Consider the following 16630-nt stretch of genomic DNA (forward strand, 5'->3'; position numbering starts at 1 on the left):
CTAATATATCCGGTGCGATCGGGCATTCAACCCTTGTCGAAAACCGTTGAAACTGAACTGTACGGTTTATAGATTTGCAGCACCACCCAGCCAAGGAGACACCATGACCCAAGCCGCCACCATCGTGCGTACCGGACGGAAATTCGACCAGGTTCTGAAAGGCGCCCGTGAGGTTTTCATGGCGGACGGGTTCGAAGGCGCCAGCGTCGATGACATCGCACGCGCGGCGGGCGTATCGAAGGCCACGCTCTACAGCTATTTCCCCGACAAGCGGCTTCTGTTTTCCGAGGTGGCGCAGACCGAGTGCTGCCGTATGGCTGAAAACGTGTTGGCCATGATCGATGAGACCAAGCCCGTGCGCGAGGCGTTGATGATCACGGCAACCCATCTGACCCGGTTTCTGGTGTCGGATTTCGCGCAGCAGGTGTTCCGCATCTGCGTGGCCGAGCGCGACCGGTTTCCCGAACTGGGCAAGGCGTTCTACGAGGCAGGCCCCGCCAACGGCCAGCGCCAGATGGCCGAATACCTGGAAAAAGCCGTGGCCAAGGGCGAACTGGCGATTGATGACGTGCATTTTGCCGCCGAACAATTCGCCGAACTGTGCAAGGTGCGCCTGTGGACGCTGGCGGCCTTGGGGATCCAGACCCGGTTCTCGGACGAGGAAATCGACGAAGTGGCCAGGAACGCGGTCGAGATGTTCATGGCGCGGTACGGCACCTGACGGATCGGCTCAACCCGGCAGCCCAACCAGCGCCACACCGCCCGCCATCAGAACTGCGGCCCCCAGCCTGCGCACCCAATAGCCTTCGTGCAGGAAGACGAAGCCGATCAGGGCCGCAAAAATCACCGAGGTTTCCCGCAACGCCGAGACCGCCCCCAGCGGTGCGAAATTCTTGGCATAGAGCACCAGCCCATAGGCCAGCATCGATACGAAACCGCCCAGGATGCCGATCGCCCAGGTGCGCACCGGAAGCTGTGCCAGAACCTGGCGCCGTCGAAGGCCCACAAATCCGGCGATGAACAGATGCAAAAACGCTCCCCAAGCCCAGTAGCTGAGCGTGTTTCCAGACAGCCGCACCCCGATGCCATCCACAACCGAATAGACCGAGATGCAAAGTCCGGTACCCACCGCAAACCCCAGCGCTGCGCCGCCGACCCCTTGCCGGAGCGAGCTCCAACTGCTGAGCTGGATGCCGACCGCGATCAGGCCGATGCCGATCCAGGCTTGCAGGGGCAGAACCTCATCCAGCAAAAGATAGGCCCACAGCGCCACCAACGCAGGAACGATGCCCCGCGCGATCGGGTAGACGACGCTGAGGTCCCCATGCTGATAGGCTTTGCCCAGCATGTAGTAATAGCCGAAATGCACCACCGTGGACAAAAGGATGTAGACAAAGCTTTCGCCGCCCGGAAAGGGCAGGATAAGGATCATGACGCTGGCCGGGATCACATGCCCGAAGGCCACAAGGCCCAGCGTGGTCGTCCGGTCGCCCGCGGTTTTGACGATGGCGTTCCAGACGGCGTGCAGGATGGCAGCCGACAGAATGATCGCGATGACGAATGGGCTCACCGGCAGTCCTCAGGTGATGGGGCGGCCCCAAGCAGGATCGGCCCGGCTGCAACTTTCTCGCACCGGGCTGTCAGCGGGGCCGCGCCGGTGGTCGATTCCGGTTACATCGGATTGGCCTGCGCGCGCAAGGTTCCTAAGTCTGGAACAGCAAAAGTCCAAAGGCGCGTTGCTGGTCTTAAGCCGTTGCACGCCGTCCGGCGTCGATGCCGGCGATCTTGTCCAACAGGTCGATGATTTCACTCGTTCCGCTACCGCTCCGCAGGTTGGTGAATACGAATGGCCGATCACCGCGCATCCGGGCCGCATCGCGCTGCATCACCGACAGATCCGCTCCGACATGCGGGGCAAGGTCGATCTTGTTGATGATCAGGATGTCCGACCGGGTGATCGCGGGGCCACCCTTGCGGGGGATCTCTTCGCCCGCGGCCACGTCGATCACATACATCGTCACATCGGCCAGTTCCGGGCTGAAGGTGGCCGACAGGTTGTCACCGCCGGATTCGATCAGGACGATCTCGACCTCGGGGTGACGGCGCACCATCTCGGCCACCGCGGCCAGATTGATCGAGGCATCCTCGCGGATCGCCGTATGCGGGCAGCCTCCGGTTTCCACCCCGATCACCCGGTCCTGCGGCAGGATCTGCATGCGCATCAGCGCCTCGGCGTCTTCTTGCGTGTAGATGTCATTGGTGATCACCCCGATCGAGTGGGTGTCGCGCAGCGCGCGGGCGAGGGCGGCGGTCAGGCTGGTCTTGCCCGCACCGACCGGGCCGCCGATGCCCACCCGCAGAGGGCCGTTCATGCTGCTCATGTGCGGAATATCCTCGGTTGTTGAGTTTCATGTTGCATGGCCGCGATCTCGGCCAGAAAGGCGGTGCCGGACAGGGCGGACAGATCGGCCTCCATCGCCGCGTGCGCCTGATGTGCGCACAAGGGCGCCATGTCTCGGACTACCCCTTGCGCAGCGGTCTGGCCGAGGGGCATCAGCCGCTGCGCGGCCGAAACGAGATTGCTGATGAACGCATGCAAATACAGCCGCGCGGTCGGTTCCACCGGCAAACCGGCGTAGCGCGCGGCGCAGCCGACGGCGACGGGATAGGTCAGATCCGTCAGTTCGATGTCCCAGACCGCTGCCGTCACACCGCAGAAGGCAGCGCCCTGTTGCGCGGTCTCGAACCTGCGCTCGAAGGGGCCGGCGAAGGCGCGGGCCATATCGTCAAGTTCGGCCACGGCCAGCTCGGATTTGGCGCGCCAAGCGGCGGTCAGAAACAGGGCATCCGACCATCCGGCACCGTATTCCAGCACGTCGTGCAGCCAATCCCGCAGGCTGGCCGCATCGTGCACCGCGCCCGATTGAACCAGACGTTCCAGACCGTGCGAATAGGCAAAAGCCCCGACAGGGTAGGCGGGTGACAGCCACTGCGTCAGCGTCAGCAGATCAAGGTCAGTGGCTGTGGCCATGCGTCCGCCCGTGCCCATATGCGCCGCCTTCGGGGCTGAAGGGTGCGCGGATGTCCTGGACCGTCGCGCCAAGCTTCAGCAGCATGTCGCGGATCACGTGGTCGCGGCGGATCATGAGGCGGTCGGGCTCGATCTGGCAAGGGGTGTGGCGGTTACCGATATGCCAGGCAAGCCGAGTCAGATCGGGGCCGGTGACGGCGAACAGGTCCTCTTCGGCGGCAACCACCTCGATCAGGCGGCCATCGGCCAGTTCGAACGCGTCCCCCCCGTCCAGCGAGGTCGTCTGCGACAGATCCACCAGGAACTCCTCGTTCTGGGTGGTGCGTAGCATCCGGCGGCGCAGAAAGCGGTCTTCGTAGTTCAGCGTCACGGTGCCATGGGTTTCGTCCCACTGACCGTTGCGGCGGATTTTCTGTGATGTGGCAAGCATCGAGGGCATCCCTTTTCAGAACAGGAAATAGCGTTGCGCCATGGGCAGGGTTTCGGCGGGTTGGCAAGTCAGCAATTCACCGTCGGCGCGTACCTCGTAGGTTTCGGGGTTCACGTCGATTTCGGGCAAGGCATCGTTCAGTCGCAGATCGCGCTTGCCGATCGCGCGGGTGTTGCGCACGGCGACGGTCTGCTTGGCTAGGCCCAGACGCGCGGCGATGCCGTCCTCTTGCGCGGCTTCCGACACGAAGGTCGCCGCGCCCTGCTCGACCGAGCGGCCATAAGCCCCCCACATCGGCCGGGAATAGACCGGCTGAGGCGTGGGGATCGAGGCGTTCGGATCGCCCATCTGCGCACAGGCGATGGTGCCGCCCAGCAAAACCATCTCGGGCTTCACGCCGAAAAAGGCGGGGTTCCACAGCACCAGATCGGCGCGTTTGCCCTCCTCGATGCTGCCGATATGGGTACCCAGCCCGTGCGCGATGGCCGGGTTGATCGTGTATTTCGCGATATAGCGGCGCACGCGGAAATTGTCGTTTTCGCCCGTTTCTTCAGGCAGGCGCCCGCGTTGTTTCTTCATCTTGTCGGCGGTCTGCCATGTGCGGATCAGCACCTCACCCACGCGGCCCATCGCCTGACTGTCGGACGCGATGATGCTGAAGGCGCCCATGTCGTGCAGAATGTCCTCGGCCGCGATGGTCTCGCGCCGGATGCGGCTCTCGGCAAAGGCCACGTCCTCGGGGATGGATTTGTCGAGGTGATGGCAGACCATCAGCATGTCCAGATGCTCTTCGACCGTGTTCACCGTAAAGGGCCGGGTCGGGTTGGTCGAGGAGGGCAGCACATGCGTTTCGCCGCAGATCTTGATGATGTCGGGGGCGTGGCCACCGCCCGCGCCCTCGGTGTGGAAGGCGTGGATCGTGCGGCCTTTCATGGCGGCCACGGTGTTTTCGACGAATCCGCTTTCGTTCAGCGTATCGGTGTGGATCATCACCTGCACGTCCATCTCGTCGGCCACCGACAGGCAGCAGTCGATGGCGGCTGGAGTGGTGCCCCAGTCCTCGTGCAGCTTCAGGGCGCAGGCCCCGGCCAGGACCTGTTCGCGCAGAGCAGCCGGCTGCGAGGCGTTGCCCTTGCCCGCAAAGGCCAGGTTCATCGGAAAGGCGTCGGCCGCCTGCAGCATGCGCCCGATATGCCAAGGGCCGGGCGTGCAGGTAGTGGCTAGCGTGCCATGCGCCGGGCCGGTGCCGCCGCCCAGCATGGTGGTCAGGCCGGAATGCAGCGCATCCTCGATCTGTTGCGGGCAGATGAAATGGATGTGGCTGTCGAACCCGCCGGCGGTCAGGATGCGGCCCTCGCCGGCGATGGCCTCGGTGCCGGGGCCGACAATGATATCGACGCCGGGCTGCGTGTCGGGGTTGCCCGCCTTGCCGATCCGGGCGATGCGTCCGTCCTTCAGGCCCACATCCGCCTTGTAGATGCCGGTCCAGTCAACGATCAGCGCATTGGTGATCACGGTGTCCACCGCCCCTTCGGCGCGGGTTGCCTGAGACTGGCCCATGCCATCGCGGATCACCTTGCCGCCGCCGAACTTTACCTCTTCGCCATATGTGGTCAGGTCGCGCTCGACCTCGATGATCAGGTCGGTATCCGCCAGCCGCACCTTGTCGCCCTTGGTGGGGCCGTACATGGCAGCATAGTCGGAACGTTTGATCTGGGCTGGCATCAGAGGTCTCCCATGACTGCGCCGTTGAACCCTAACACGCGCCGCGCGCCGCCGATCGGGATCAGCTGCACTTCGCGCCGCTGGCCGGGTTCGAAACGCACGGCCGTTCCGGCGGCGATGTCCAGCCGCATGCCATGGGCGGCGGCCCGGTCGAAGTCCAGCGCCGGATTGGTTTCGGCGAAATGATAGTGCGAGCCCACCTGCACGGGCCGGTCGCCGGTATTGGCCACCATCAGGGTGATCGCCGTCGCGCCCGCGTTCAGCTCGATCTGGCCGGGGGCGGTGATGACCTCTCCGGGGATCATTTGCGCGCCTTCAGCCAGATCGCGACGCCGCCGATCGCCAGCAGCAGGACCAGCACCAGCCAGGGGCCCGAGTCATGCGGGTGCAGGTGTGGCCCGTCATGCGCCAGCGCGGGTGCGGCCATCAGGGCGAAGGGCAGGGAAGCCAGGTATTTCATCGTCATCTCCTTCAGCGGATGGGGTTGTGCACGGTGACCAGCTTGGTGCCGTCGGGAAACGTCGCCTCGACCTGCACCTCGTGGATCATCTCGGGGATGCCGTCCATGCACTGGTCGCGGGTGACGACCTGCGCGCCGGCCTCCATCATGTCGGCGACCGAGCGGCCGTCGCGGGCGCCCTCGACCACGGCATCGGTGATCAGCGCGATGGCCTCGGGGTAGTTCAGACGCACGCCCCGGGCCAGGCGCTTGCGCGCCACCTCGGCGGCCATGGCGATCAGCAGTTTGTCTTTTTCACGCGGCGAGAGTTGCATGTCAGATCATCCAGGGTCTTGGTAGGGAATTGCGGGTCAGCCGGTTCAGGATCGGCACAAGGGTCTGGCGCAGCGCGAAACCGTCGGGCGCCAGCAGGCGCATCAACAGCATGTCATCACCCACAAGGCTGACGCCGCCGGTGTCAGGCAAGGTCGCGCGGATCGGGTCCAGATGCGCAGCGGCATCCGGGCGGATCAGTATCAGGCTGCTGAGCGCGCCCGCGCCGTCGCCAACGCCCGGCCGGGCCATTTCTGCCGCCAGATCACCGGTCAAACGCAGCGCGTCCAGATGCGCCAGTCGGCCCGCGCGCCAGATTTCGATGCGGTCTTGGAAGTGAGCCGATGTGACCTGCTCGCCCATCGCCGCGCGGCCGAAGATCAGGGATTCCACCAGCAGTATGCTGGCATCGGGGGCCAGATCGACACGCAGGCGGCGGTCGATCGCGCAACCATCGAACAGGATGGTTTCCTGCGGCAGCCAGTTCAACTGGCCGCCCGTAGCCACGGTCAGATGTGTCCGAAGCTGGCCCGGAGCTGCTCCGGACGCGCGATAAGCGCGCTCGGCCGCCTGCGTGGTTATGGTCAGACGCGAATCTGCCCCTGCGGTGGCAGACAGGTCAAATCTGTCTCCGCCGGTGACGCCGCCGGCGGTATTGACAAGCACGGCCTGCATGTCAGCGCCATCGCGCCGTGGAAACAGCAACTTCAGCGACCCTTGCTGGCGCAGGTCCTGCAACTTGGTCCGGCTCGCGCGCCCAACCACGGACACCACGCCCCGCCCGACGGCACGAGGAGGCGCGGCGATCGCTTGCGCGGGCGTTATTGCGGACAAAGAAGTAATTGGAAGCTCCGGGCGAGAGGACTGTCGGATGCGAAAGCACCACAGCCATTTCCTCGAGTCAGCGCAGCCCGGCAGAGGCAATTGGGTCAGAACACTCGTTAGCCCATTTACCAGGCACTATTTCCTCCATCGCCCGAAAAATAAGCTTAGAGCCAACGCGTTTGATAATCCGGCCATCAGCCCCAAGCCAAAAGAAAAGGGCGACCAGGTTGGTCGCCCAATTCGGTGTCTGTCGTCGGTCAGAGCGTGATGCGGAAGGCCGCGAAACCGTCGGCCCCGTTGCCTGCATCTTCCAGCGCCAACCCTTTGACGTCGCTGATGTAATCACGCGCTTTGGGGCCGGTTTCAAACAGAACTGTGGTGTCGCCCAGCGGTGCGAAGGACCAGTTGCCGTCGGCCTTGGGGTCGATCGTGCCTTGCTCGACGATATAGCGCACGATCACGTCGCGGTTGGTGTCGGGGGCCTCGAACACGATGGTGTCGCCCATCGCGCCCGGGAACGATCCGCCGCCCGAAGCGCGGTAGTTGTTGGTGGCAATGATGAACTCCATGTCGTCGGTCACCGGAGCACCGTTGAACTGCAAGTTCACGACGCGCGCTGCGTCGGGGTTGACCTCTTCGCCCTTTGGGCCAAAGCGCGAGGGCTGAGACAGGTCGATCTGATAGGTCACACCGTCGATCACGTCGAAATTGTAGGACGGGAATTCGGGGTTCAGCAGCAGCGCATCCTTGGCACCCGGCTCGATCTGGTTGAACATCCCGGCCGAACGCTCCAGCCAGCCGCGCAATTGCGCGCCGTTCACGCGAACCGCGCGCACGGTGTTGGGATAGAGATACAGATCGGCCACGTTCTTGATCGCCACATCGCCCACCGGGACGTCGGTATAGTATTCGGGGCCACCCCGGCCACCGGCCTTGAAAGGTGCCGCGGCCGACAGGATCGGCAGGCCCTCATGCTCGGTGCCTTTCAGCATCTCTTCGATATACCATTTTTGCGCGATCGACACGATCTGGACCGAGGGGTCGTCGGCCACCAGCGCGAAATAGCTGTGCAGCGGGGCCGAGGTCTTGCCCACCGCGCGGCGCACATAGGCCAGCGTTTCCTCGTGATCCTGCGCGACCGAGGCCAGCACCTTGGGGTCGTCCTCGACCAGCGCGGTGATCGAGCGGTCTTCGTTGCGCTTCGAAATCGGCCGGGCCTCGGAGGTGGTGGTGACCACGCGCCATTCGTTGCCGTCGCGTTCCAGCAGCAGGTCAAGCACGCCCAGATGCGACCCCCAGAACCCGCCCATGACGGCCGGCTTGCCCATCAGCGTGCCCTTGTCCACGTCAACGCCGGCACGGTCGGCGAAGGTGGGCGAGGGGAAGACCAGGTGGTTGTGCCCGGTCACCAGCGCATCGATGCCATCGACCCCGGCCAGCGGGACCGAGGCGTTCTCCATCCCGTCCGCGTGATCGGCCGCGCCGATGCCCGAATGCGACAGGGCCAGGATCAGATCGCAGCCCTGCTCTTTCATCTCGGGCACAAAGGCTTTGGCGGTCTCGACGATGTCGCGGGCCTGCACGTTGCCTTCCAGGTGGCGGCGGTCCCAGTTCATGACCTGCGGCGGGGTGAAGCCGATGACGCCGATGCGGATCGGCTGCTTGCTGCCATCGCCCAGCTCGATCTCGCGGTCGAGGATGACATAGGGCTGCACCAGCGTCTTGTCTGCGCGCGGATTTGCACCCTGTTCCTTGGCGATATTTGCCAGCACGATCGGGAACTGCGCCCCGGCCAGCGATTTTTCCAGAAAGCTCAGGCCATAGTTGAACTCGTGGTTGCCCAGCGTCGCGGCATCATAACCCAACGTGTTGAACGCGTTGATGATCGGGTGGGTGTCGCCATCGTTCATGCCACGCTCGTAGGCGATGTAGTCGCCCATCGGGTTGCCCTGAAGAAAGTCGCCATTGTCGACCAGCATCGAGTTTGTGGCCTCGGCCCGGATCTGGTTGATGATCGAGGCCGCGCGCGACAGACCTACCGTATCGCGCGGCTTGTCGGCGTAGTAGTCATAGGGAAAGACGTGAACGTGAATGTCGGTCGTTTCCATGATCCGCAGATGCGCCTGGTTGCTTGCGGCGGCGGCGGAAAACGGGTGCAGGGAAACCATGGCGACGCCGGCCGTGGTGGTGGCCAGGAATTGACGCCGCGACATCGCGAATTTGCTGGATAGGGTCATGAAGCACCTCTCGAAATAAATTGGTCGACGCATCATCTGAATGTTAATGACGACAATGATGTGACAGCGCGATCCGCGGGGATCACCCGGCGCGCCGATGGTTCAGACTGACCGCTTTTGACACCCGAGTAAAGCGTCCACGCGGCCATTGAGCTGCGCTCGGGCGGTGCGGCGCCTAACGCGCCGTGGTGCGGGCCCAGGCTGGGGCGCCCGGGCCGCGGCCTCAGTCTTTTTTCACGTCGCCAGCAAACCGCGCGGCGTTTTCCCGCGCAAAGGCACTGGCATCAGCCGAGGCATCCCAGAACTGAGGATTGGCCTTGGGAATGGTCAGCGCCTTCTGAACTGCGGGCCGGGCGTCGATGCGGTCGAACCATGCGTTCAGATGCGGAAGGTCATCGACCTGAACCCTTGCCCAGACATAGGCCCGCGCCCAGGGGTACAGCATCATGTCCGCGATCGTATATTGCCCCGCCGCGATCCAGTCGCGCCCATTCAGGCGATCATTCATCACCTCCATCAGGCGGCGGCTTTCGTCCACGTAGCGGCGGATCGAGAACGGTTCGGTATGGCCGTTGGGGGCGGCAATATGCTGGAAATACATCGCCTGGCCCATCATCGGACCCACATGTCCGACCTGGAACAGCATCCATTGCATCACCTCGGACTGCTGCACGGGGTCAGAGGGCAGGAATCGACCGTATTTCTGCGCGAGGTGCCACAGGATTGCGCCGCTTTCGAAAATCGCCCGTCCTTCTTCTCGGTCCTCGATCACCGGAATCTTGCCGTTGGGGTTCAGCGACAAGAACGCCGGCGTCTTTTGTTCCTGTTTGGAAAAGTCGATGGGGGTTAGGTCGTAGGGCACGCCTGCCTCTTCCAAGAAGATCACCGGTTTGTAGCCATTCATCGTGGCCGCGGTGTACAGGTGAATGTCAGGCCGCGACATGCGCGATCTCCTCGAAATGCTCTTTCAGATGCGCGTCGAACCTCTGGAAATCCTGTTCGATCCGGGGGTTCTTCATCACGTCGAAGGCCGCGAAGGTGGGCAAAGGCTGCATCGCCAGAAACTTGGCGTTCAGGTGCATGGGCCACAGCAGGTCGTCGACGCTGGCCCCGGCAAAGAACGGCTCGGCCGGGTTGTCGAACGCCTCACGCGGGGCGTTGAAGGTGACCGACAGCATGTATTTCGTTCCGTACAGCAGGCCACCGGTGCCGTAGTTGGCTTTGGGCGCCTCGGCGGTCCGGCCGTCGCCGGCCAGCAACCGGCCGTCCATGCCCGCGGTGTAGACCTCGTCGATGTATTTCTTGAACACCCACGGTACACCCATCCAGTTCACCGGAAACTGCATGATGACCACATCCGCCCAGACATGCGCGTCGATCTCGGTGTTGATGTCGTACCCTTCGGCAACCGTGGTCATACGCACCTCGTGGCCCATACCGGCCAGTGCGTCCTGCGCCCGTTGCACCAGCGACGCATTCAGGCGGCCAGGTGCGAACTCGTAAGGCTGCGTACCGTTCACGATCTGGATCTTGCTCATCTTCATATCCTTGGTTTTGAAACTGCTTGCCCCTTGACTTTGGCCGGGGTGAAACCGAACTTGAGAACAGTAGTGAGGAATTGCAACCAGTTTACTTTTAGTAACCTACTGGATTGGAGAAGGCGATGCGTGCCCGTATCGAACAGGACGACCAAGGAAAGCGGCAAGCGGTGGATGCGTGCCGCGAACCATGCCCCATCGAACGCGGCATGCGGATCATCGGCGGCAAGTGGACCGGGTCAATCCTATGGCACCTCAAAGACGAGCCGGTGCGTTTCAATGACCTTTCGCGGATGATCGGTGGGGCCAGCAAAAAGATGATCGCCGAACGCCTGCGGCAATTGGAGCAACAAGGGCTGGTTCACCGCCAAGTGCTCGAAACCTCGCCGGTTTCGGTGCAATATTCCGTTACGGATTTGGGGCGCACTGCACTCGGTTTTCTAGACGAGCTGCGGAAATGGACCGAAACATTACCAGGCGGTGAAACCTGACTGGCGCTATGCCTCGGGGGATTGTTGCAAACCGTTGGAGATCTGGGCTGCGGCGCGCGTGACGCGAGCAGCCATCGCCTCAAGCTGGGCGTCCGAAAAACGGGTTGTGGGCCCGGAAATGGACAGGCCGGCAATCACGCGCCCCAAAACATCGAAAATGGGTGCCGCAATACAACGCATACCCAGAAAGCGCTCTTCATCGTCAATCGCCCAGCCTTGTGCCCTGCATCTTTGCAGTTCGTGCTTCAATTGCGCGACATCGGTGATTGATTTCGGTGTCTGGGCCTCGAGTTTCGACTTGCGCAGTAGGGTCTCAAGACGACCGGGGTCCATGTGTGCCATTATTATTTTGCCAACACCTGATGTGTGAAACTTGGTGGTGGTACCGTTCTTTATCGAGGCGCGGATCGGGTTGTCCGATTCGACTTGAACCAGGTACAGCAACGCTCCTCCGTTCTCGATGGCCAGATTGGCGGTTTCGCCTGTCTCCGCCGCGAGGGTGCGCATGACGGGCGGTGCGATTTCAAGAAGGTTCGAGCCGGGCTCAAACGCGTTGCCGATCCGGTATGCCTGTGGCCCGATGCGCCACATTCCGTCTGTCCCGTCCTGGGACACCAAACCCCGATTTTGGAGTGTTGCCAAAGCCCTGTGCACAGTTGGCGCCGGAATTCCGGTCTCGGTCGAAATCGCCGAAAGCGACGCCCGGCGCATGTCCGCCAAACACGAAAAGATACGCAGTCCGCGGTCCAGCGCCATCACCGGCGAGACATCGTTCGTTTCCATCGGAGATTTCCTGCGCGGACGTCCTCGGCGCGCGGCGGGCGTTTGTTCGGTCATGGAAATCCAAGCATCAATTCGTCAAATTCGTGTCCCTTTAACTTAGCGGCCAGAGCACAGTAAAAAAATGAAAAATATAATAGTGTTCAAAAACATAATGTTATGAGATTTTTTCTGCCTTTTTTTCAGGTATTTCCAAAATCTTTTGAAAAAATGGGATTCTGGCTTATCGTTGAGGCATCCGCAGGAGGGCGGATCGGAGCCAGCACCGCGCAAACGGTCAGTGCCCAACCAAGGGAGGAAACATGACAAAATCTTTGAACCGCAGAAATTTTCTGCGCGGGTCGGCCGTTGTGGGCGCAGGTGCGCTTGCGGCACCCGCGGTACACGCGCAGGAGGGAACCACACTCAAGATGCAGGCGGCCTGGGGCGGCGGCATCTTTCTTGAAAATGCTCAATCCTATGTGAACCGTGTCAACGAGATGACGGGAGGCCGCCTGACCATCGAACTGCTGCCCGTGAACTCGGTCGTGAAGACCAGCCAGATGCAGGACGCGGTTCACCGCGGTGTTCTGGATGCGGCCCATTACGTGCCGGCCTATTGGTATTCGAAATCCAAAACGGCCTCTCTGTTTGGGACTGGCCCCTGTTTTGGCTGGTCCAGCCAAGAAGTTCTGGGTTGGGTCTATTACGGCGGCGGTCAGGAACTGTTCGACGAATTGATGGCCAACTTGGGTCTGAACGTCGTGTCGTTCTTCAACTCGCCCATGCCGGCGCAGCCGCTGGGGTGGTTCAAAGAGCAGATCACCAGCGCCGACCAGATGAACGGTCTGAAATACCGGACCGTCGGATTGGCGGCGGATGTTCTGTTGGAAATGGGCATGTCTGTGGTGCAGCTGCCGGGTGGCGAGATTCAGCCTGCGATGAAGTCGGGCCTGATCGACGCGGCCGAGTTCAACAACCCGACATCAGACCGCGACTTCGGCATGCAGGACGTATCGAAACATTACCATCTGGCCTCGTTCCACCAGAGCCAGGAATTCTTCGAGGTCACGTTCAACAAGGACAAGTACAACGCCCTGTCGCCCGAGCTTCAGGCAATTCTGAAATACGCCTCCGAGGCCGAGAACTCGAACTTCTATTGGCACAACACCAAGCGCTACTCGGAAGATCTGGTAAAGCTGGCCGAAGAGCAGGGCGTGAACGTCTATCGTACGCCCGACAGCGTCATGCAGGCGCAGCTGGATGCGTGGGACGTGGTGGTCGAGCGGATTTCAGGCGAGGACCCGTTCTTTGCCAAGGTCATCGAAAGCCAGAAGGCCTATGCCAAGACGGTCATGAACTATCTGAACCTGAACCAGCCCGACTACAAGCTGGCCTATAAGCACTACTTCAGCTGACCAACGACGTCAGTAGCACCAAAGGAGGTCGCGCCCCGCGCGCGGCATCCTAATACGGGGTAGAACAGGCGAGGGACGGACCTTGATCAAAACAATCCACGCCATCGAAGGGCTGAGCCAATGGGTCGGCAAGGCCTTCGGGTGGTGCATTCTGATATTGACGCTTTCTGTATCGTACGAAGTCTTCGTGCGCTATGTGCTCAACAGCCCGACCGTATGGGCGTTCGACATGATGGTACAGATGTATGGCGCGCTGTTTCTGATGGCAGGCGCCTATGCGTTGGCCCAGGACGCGCATGTCCGGGGCGACGTCCTTTACAGACTGTTTTCCGTCCGCTGGCAGGCGCGGGTCGATTTCGTTCTGTACATCCTGTTCTTTTTCCCGGGTATGTTTGCCCTGTTCTGGTACGGCTGGGAAATCGCAGCCGACAGCTGGCGCTACAAGGAAGTGAGCTGGAACAGCCCCGCGCGGATTCAGATCTATTTCTTCAAAACCCTGATCCCGCTTGCGGGCTTTTTGCTGATGGTCCAGGGCCTGGCCGAGATGGGCCGGTGTTGGTTGGCCATGCGCGATGGCGAATGGCTGCCGCGTCTGGATGATGTCCGTGAAACCGAAGACATGCTGATGGACGAAACCATCGACCGTCTGAATGCGACCCGTACCGAGAAAGGAGGGCGCAGCGATGACTGATCCTCAAGTCGCCATCCTCATGCTCAGCCTGTTCATCGTACTGGTACTGCTGGGCTTTCCGATCGCGTTCACGCTTTTGGCGATGGGCGTGGGTTTTGGGTACTATGCATACTACCAATCCGCCCCCGAAACCATTTCGGACATCTTCAACAACAACATATTCTACTTGCTGAACCAGAACACTTATTCGGTGATGGAAAATGACACGCTGGTCGCCATCCCTTTGTTTCTGTTCATGGGATACGTGGTTGAACGGGCCAATATCGTCGACCGATTGTTCTTCTCGCTGTATATGGCGGCTCGAAACCTGCCGGGGTCGCTGGCAATCGCTGCCCTGATGACTTGCGCGGTGTTTTCGACCGCGTCGGGGATCGTGGGGGCAGTGGTCACGCTGATGGGTCTTTTGGCCTATCCGGCGATGGCCAATGCCGGATACCAGCGCAGCTTTGCGGCCGGCGTCATTTGTGCCGGCGGAACGCTCGGAATTCTGATCCCGCCATCGATCATGTTGATCGTCTATGCGGCAATCGCAGAGTTGTCACCACTGCGCCTCTATGCCGCCGCCGTATTTCCTGGCCTGATGCTGGCAGGATTGTACATCGTATACGTGATGGTGCGGGTATGGCTGAACCCGTCGCTGGCCCCAAAGCCGGCCGAGGGGGACATCCCGCCCAAACGTCAGATCTATATGGATCTCTTGGTTTCCTTCGTGCCGCTGACCGTGCTGATCTTGCTGGTCCTCGGCTCGATCCTGGGCGGGCTTGCAACTCCGGCCGAGGCGGCTGCGATGGGTGCGCTCGGCGGGTTGGTTTTGGCCATGATCTATCGGTCCCTGACCTGGGATAAAGTCAAGCAAAGCGTCTTTCTGACCGCCAAGGCGACGGCGATGGTCTGTTGGCTGTTCGTCGGATCGTGGACTTTCGCGTCAGTGTTTTCCTATCTCGGGGGGCATGACGTCATCGAACACTGGGTCGTTGGCATGAACCTGCAGCCTTGGCAGTTCCTGGTTCTGGCGCAGTTGATCATCTTTCTGCTCGGCTGGCCGCTAGAATGGTCCGAGATCCTGATCATCTTCGTGCCGATTTTCCTGCCGATGCTAGAGACCTTTGGGGTGAACCCGTATTTCTTTGCGATGCTCGTTGCCCTGAACCTTCAAACCTCTTTCTTGACCCCGCCAATGGCGATGTCAGCCTATTACCTGAAGGGGGTTCTGAAGTCGCAGATCGAACTGATGGAGATCTTCCGCGGGCTGATGCCCTATCTGGCGATCGTGATCCTGTGCATGGTGCTGATGTACCAGTTTCCGGGCATTGCGTTGTGGTTCCCGGACTATCTGTTCGGTGTGTGGGTGCCATGACGAAACACGACCTGACCCTGCTTTCGGCGGTTCACGCCGCCGATGCCATCCGAGCAGGCCGGATCACGTCACAGGCATTGGTCGAGGCCTGCCTTGAAAGGATCGAACAGACTGAGCCGGCGATCCGCGCCTGGGCTTATCTGGATGCGGGATCGGCGCTGGATCAGGCGCGGGAATTGGACCGCATTCGCAAAGCCGGGCGACCGACTGGAAAACTGCATGGCGTTCCGGTTGGCCTGAAGGATATCGTGGACACCCGCGACATGCCGACCCAACGGGGCAGCGCGGTGTTCGCCGGTCGCCAACCTGATGCCGACGCACGGTTGGTCGAACGTCTGCGTGACTCCGGTGCGGTGATCTTGGGCAAAACAAAAACCACTGAATTTGCCTTCATGCACCCGACCGACACGACCAACCCGTTTGATCCCACCCGTTCACCGGGCGGTTCATCCAGCGGTTCGGCCGCCGCCGTGGCTGCGCGGCATGTGCCGCTGGCGATTGGAACGCAGACAGGTGGATCGGTGATTCGTCCCGCCTCGTTCTGCGGGGTCTTCGGCATCAAGCCCACCCGTGGCACGATCTCGCGCAGCGGTGTGTTCCGCACCTCGGTCTCGCTCGATCAGATCGGCGGCTTTGCCAACTCGCTCGAAGATGCGGCGCTGTTGATCGACGCGGTGTCCGGCTATGACCAGACCGACCCCGCCAGCTTTGCCCGACCGCGCGGCGAGATGCTGGCCGGCGCGAGGGCTGAAGCCCCGGTCGAGCCCGATTTTGTGTGGCTGGACTTTCCCTTCAACGAGCGTCTTGACGAAGATGCGGCCGAAGGCCTGAACGCCGTCGTCGACGCCCTCGACGGGCGCGTCGAACGCATTCCGGCCTCGGCACAGCTGGCTGATCTGGCAAACGTTCATAAAGTGATCTACGACCATGAGATCAGCCAGAACATGGCCGAGATTGCCGCAAGCGATCCCGACAGGATCAGCGCCGAGATGCACGAGGCCATCATCCGGGGCCATAAGATCAGTGCGGCGCAATACGAAGATGCCTTGGGCATCATGGCCTCGGCTCAGGAGTTTTTCGCAAACTTTTTCAACGATTACGATGCGGTCATCGCACCGGCGGCAACGGGGCAGGCGCCCCTGCTCAGCGCCGGCCATACCGGCGATTCCGTGTTTTGCCTGACGTGGACGCTGGCCGGCCTGCCCTGTCTGAGCCTTCCCTTGCTGGTTGGTGAAAATGACCTCCCGGTCGGGGTCCAGTTGGTTGGGGCCGCCGAAGAGGATGACAGGCTTCTGCGCACAGCCGCTTGGTTGCAGCGCCAACTCGCCGCCGGGCCAGAAACAGGAGTATGAAATC

At 61.7% G+C, this 16630-nt stretch carries 20 protein-coding genes; 7 read left to right on the forward strand and 13 right to left on the reverse strand.

The features are described 5' to 3' along the window. Positions 1 to 103: 103 nt before the first annotated feature. Entirely contained in the window at positions 104 to 721 is a 618-nt protein-coding gene (locus AC2FNS_RS12660; RefSeq protein ID WP_490362398.1) for a TetR/AcrR family transcriptional regulator C-terminal domain-containing protein, read from the forward strand. A 9-nt stretch (positions 722 to 730) separates the two neighbouring features. On the opposite strand, the gene AC2FNS_RS12665 is transcribed toward AC2FNS_RS12660, so the two are convergent. From AC2FNS_RS12665 to AC2FNS_RS12720, 12 genes are all read right to left on the reverse strand, one after another. Next, complete coding sequence (locus AC2FNS_RS12665; RefSeq protein WP_496797673.1) at positions 731 to 1570, reverse strand: EamA family transporter; 840 nt, start codon at positions 1568 to 1570, stop codon at positions 731 to 733. A 175-nt stretch (positions 1571 to 1745) separates the two neighbouring features. Beyond that, positions 1746 to 2381 carry an urease accessory protein UreG gene (gene ureG, locus AC2FNS_RS12670; protein WP_496684218.1) on the reverse strand — a complete coding sequence of 212 codons (636 nt, stop codon included), beginning with the start codon at positions 2379 to 2381 and terminating at the stop codon, positions 1746 to 1748. After that, entirely contained in the window at positions 2378 to 3031 is a 654-nt protein-coding gene (locus AC2FNS_RS12675; RefSeq protein ID WP_496711969.1) for an urease accessory protein UreF, read from the reverse strand. The genes ureG and AC2FNS_RS12675 overlap by 4 nt, the downstream gene beginning before the upstream one ends. Beyond that, positions 3015 to 3461, reverse strand: a complete 447-nt coding sequence (locus AC2FNS_RS12680) for an urease accessory protein UreE (RefSeq protein ID WP_496711970.1) — start codon at positions 3459 to 3461, stop codon at positions 3015 to 3017. The genes AC2FNS_RS12675 and AC2FNS_RS12680 overlap by 17 nt, the downstream gene beginning before the upstream one ends. A 15-nt stretch (positions 3462 to 3476) precedes the next feature. Beyond that, positions 3477 to 5186 (reverse strand): urease subunit alpha, encoded by a 1710-nt coding sequence (gene ureC / locus AC2FNS_RS12685; RefSeq protein WP_496797671.1) that lies wholly within the window; start codon positions 5184 to 5186, stop codon positions 3477 to 3479. Next, entirely contained in the window at positions 5186 to 5491 is a 306-nt protein-coding gene (locus AC2FNS_RS12690; protein WP_496711972.1) for an urease subunit beta, read from the reverse strand. The genes ureC and AC2FNS_RS12690 overlap by 1 nt, the downstream gene beginning before the upstream one ends. Beyond that, on the reverse strand, positions 5488 to 5646 hold the full coding sequence (locus tag AC2FNS_RS12695; protein WP_496711973.1) for a hypothetical protein: 159 nt from the start codon (positions 5644 to 5646) through the stop codon (positions 5488 to 5490). The genes AC2FNS_RS12690 and AC2FNS_RS12695 overlap by 4 nt, the downstream gene beginning before the upstream one ends. An 11-nt stretch (positions 5647 to 5657) precedes the next feature. After that, the gene (locus AC2FNS_RS12700; protein WP_496684206.1) at positions 5658 to 5960 is read right to left on the reverse strand and encodes an urease subunit gamma; all 303 of its coding nucleotides are present in this window, start codon (positions 5958 to 5960) and stop codon (positions 5658 to 5660) included. Between the two features lies 1 nt (position 5961). Further along, the gene (locus tag AC2FNS_RS12705; protein WP_496727613.1) at positions 5962 to 6723 is read right to left on the reverse strand and encodes an urease accessory protein UreD; all 762 of its coding nucleotides are present in this window, start codon (positions 6721 to 6723) and stop codon (positions 5962 to 5964) included. Between the two features lie 317 nt (positions 6724 to 7040). Next, a complete protein-coding gene (locus AC2FNS_RS12710) occupies positions 7041 to 9020 on the reverse strand; it encodes a bifunctional 2',3'-cyclic-nucleotide 2'-phosphodiesterase/3'-nucleotidase (RefSeq protein ID WP_496685519.1) in 1980 nt (659 codons plus the stop codon). 223 nt (positions 9021 to 9243) lie between these two features. After that, a complete protein-coding gene (locus AC2FNS_RS12715; protein ID WP_496711975.1) occupies positions 9244 to 9963 on the reverse strand; it encodes a glutathione S-transferase family protein in 720 nt (239 codons plus the stop codon). After that, positions 9950 to 10558, reverse strand: coding sequence for an NAD(P)H-dependent oxidoreductase (locus AC2FNS_RS12720; protein WP_496711976.1), 609 nt, complete (start codon positions 10556 to 10558; stop codon positions 9950 to 9952). The genes AC2FNS_RS12715 and AC2FNS_RS12720 overlap by 14 nt, the downstream gene beginning before the upstream one ends. A gap of 125 nt (positions 10559 to 10683) precedes the next feature. Here AC2FNS_RS12720 and AC2FNS_RS12725 point away from each other — a divergent pair, with 125 nt between their 5' ends. Then, entirely contained in the window at positions 10684 to 11049 is a 366-nt protein-coding gene (locus AC2FNS_RS12725; protein ID WP_496685524.1) for a winged helix-turn-helix transcriptional regulator, read from the forward strand. 6 nt (positions 11050 to 11055) lie between these two features. Here AC2FNS_RS12725 and AC2FNS_RS12730 read toward each other — a convergent pair whose 3' ends face one another. Next, positions 11056 to 11886, reverse strand: coding sequence for an IclR family transcriptional regulator (locus AC2FNS_RS12730; RefSeq protein WP_496685526.1), 831 nt, complete (start codon positions 11884 to 11886; stop codon positions 11056 to 11058). A 102-nt stretch (positions 11887 to 11988) separates the two neighbouring features. Here AC2FNS_RS12730 and AC2FNS_RS12735 point away from each other — a divergent pair, with 102 nt between their 5' ends. From AC2FNS_RS12735 to AC2FNS_RS12755, 5 genes are all read left to right on the forward strand, one after another. After that, positions 11989 to 12135 (forward strand): hypothetical protein, encoded by a 147-nt coding sequence (locus tag AC2FNS_RS12735; RefSeq protein WP_496711977.1) that lies wholly within the window; start codon positions 11989 to 11991, stop codon positions 12133 to 12135. Then, positions 12132 to 13226, forward strand: a complete 1095-nt coding sequence (locus AC2FNS_RS12740) for a TRAP transporter substrate-binding protein (protein WP_496684525.1) — start codon at positions 12132 to 12134, stop codon at positions 13224 to 13226. The genes AC2FNS_RS12735 and AC2FNS_RS12740 overlap by 4 nt, the downstream gene beginning before the upstream one ends. 82 nt (positions 13227 to 13308) lie before the next feature. Further along, positions 13309 to 13917 carry a TRAP transporter small permease subunit gene (locus tag AC2FNS_RS12745; protein WP_496685530.1) on the forward strand — a complete coding sequence of 203 codons (609 nt, stop codon included), beginning with the start codon at positions 13309 to 13311 and terminating at the stop codon, positions 13915 to 13917. Continuing rightward, positions 13910 to 15274, forward strand: a complete 1365-nt coding sequence (locus tag AC2FNS_RS12750; RefSeq protein ID WP_496684519.1) for a TRAP transporter large permease — start codon at positions 13910 to 13912, stop codon at positions 15272 to 15274. The genes AC2FNS_RS12745 and AC2FNS_RS12750 overlap by 8 nt, the downstream gene beginning before the upstream one ends. Beyond that, the gene (locus tag AC2FNS_RS12755) at positions 15271 to 16626 is read left to right on the forward strand and encodes an amidase (protein WP_496711979.1); all 1356 of its coding nucleotides are present in this window, start codon (positions 15271 to 15273) and stop codon (positions 16624 to 16626) included. The genes AC2FNS_RS12750 and AC2FNS_RS12755 overlap by 4 nt, the downstream gene beginning before the upstream one ends. Positions 16627 to 16630 lie beyond the last annotated feature (4 nt).

The organism is Ruegeria sp. BHSA191, assembly GCF_059613325.1.

Excerpts from the sequence above, each read along its gene's own strand:
- AC2FNS_RS12660 (WP_490362398.1), top strand. The coding sequence starts at position 104 with ATGACCCAAGCCGCCACCATCGTGCGTACCGGACGGAAATTCGACCAG.
- ureG (WP_496684218.1), bottom strand. The coding sequence starts at position 2,381 with ATGAGCAGCATGAACGGCCCTCTGCGGGTGGGCATCGGCGGCCCGGTC.
- AC2FNS_RS12675 (WP_496711969.1), bottom strand. The coding sequence starts at position 3,031 with ATGGCCACAGCCACTGACCTTGATCTGCTGACGCTGACGCAGTGGCTG.
- AC2FNS_RS12680 (WP_496711970.1), bottom strand. The coding sequence starts at position 3,461 with ATGCTTGCCACATCACAGAAAATCCGCCGCAACGGTCAGTGGGACGAA.
- ureC (WP_496797671.1), bottom strand. The coding sequence starts at position 5,186 with ATGCCAGCCCAGATCAAACGTTCCGACTATGCTGCCATGTACGGCCCC.
- AC2FNS_RS12690 (WP_496711972.1), bottom strand. The coding sequence starts at position 5,491 with ATGATCCCCGGAGAGGTCATCACCGCCCCCGGCCAGATCGAGCTGAAC.
- AC2FNS_RS12695 (WP_496711973.1), bottom strand. The coding sequence starts at position 5,646 with ATGAAATACCTGGCTTCCCTGCCCTTCGCCCTGATGGCCGCACCCGCG.
- AC2FNS_RS12700 (WP_496684206.1), bottom strand. The coding sequence starts at position 5,960 with ATGCAACTCTCGCCGCGTGAAAAAGACAAACTGCTGATCGCCATGGCC.
- AC2FNS_RS12710 (WP_496685519.1), bottom strand. The coding sequence starts at position 9,020 with ATGACCCTATCCAGCAAATTCGCGATGTCGCGGCGTCAATTCCTGGCC.
- AC2FNS_RS12715 (WP_496711975.1), bottom strand. The coding sequence starts at position 9,963 with ATGTCGCGGCCTGACATTCACCTGTACACCGCGGCCACGATGAATGGC.
- AC2FNS_RS12720 (WP_496711976.1), bottom strand. The coding sequence starts at position 10,558 with ATGAGCAAGATCCAGATCGTGAACGGTACGCAGCCTTACGAGTTCGCA.
- AC2FNS_RS12725 (WP_496685524.1), top strand. The coding sequence starts at position 10,684 with ATGCGTGCCCGTATCGAACAGGACGACCAAGGAAAGCGGCAAGCGGTG.
- AC2FNS_RS12730 (WP_496685526.1), bottom strand. The coding sequence starts at position 11,886 with ATGACCGAACAAACGCCCGCCGCGCGCCGAGGACGTCCGCGCAGGAAA.
- AC2FNS_RS12735 (WP_496711977.1), top strand. The coding sequence starts at position 11,989 with ATGAGATTTTTTCTGCCTTTTTTTCAGGTATTTCCAAAATCTTTTGAA.
- AC2FNS_RS12740 (WP_496684525.1), top strand. The coding sequence starts at position 12,132 with ATGACAAAATCTTTGAACCGCAGAAATTTTCTGCGCGGGTCGGCCGTT.
- AC2FNS_RS12750 (WP_496684519.1), top strand. The coding sequence starts at position 13,910 with ATGACTGATCCTCAAGTCGCCATCCTCATGCTCAGCCTGTTCATCGTA.
- AC2FNS_RS12755 (WP_496711979.1), top strand. The coding sequence starts at position 15,271 with ATGACGAAACACGACCTGACCCTGCTTTCGGCGGTTCACGCCGCCGAT.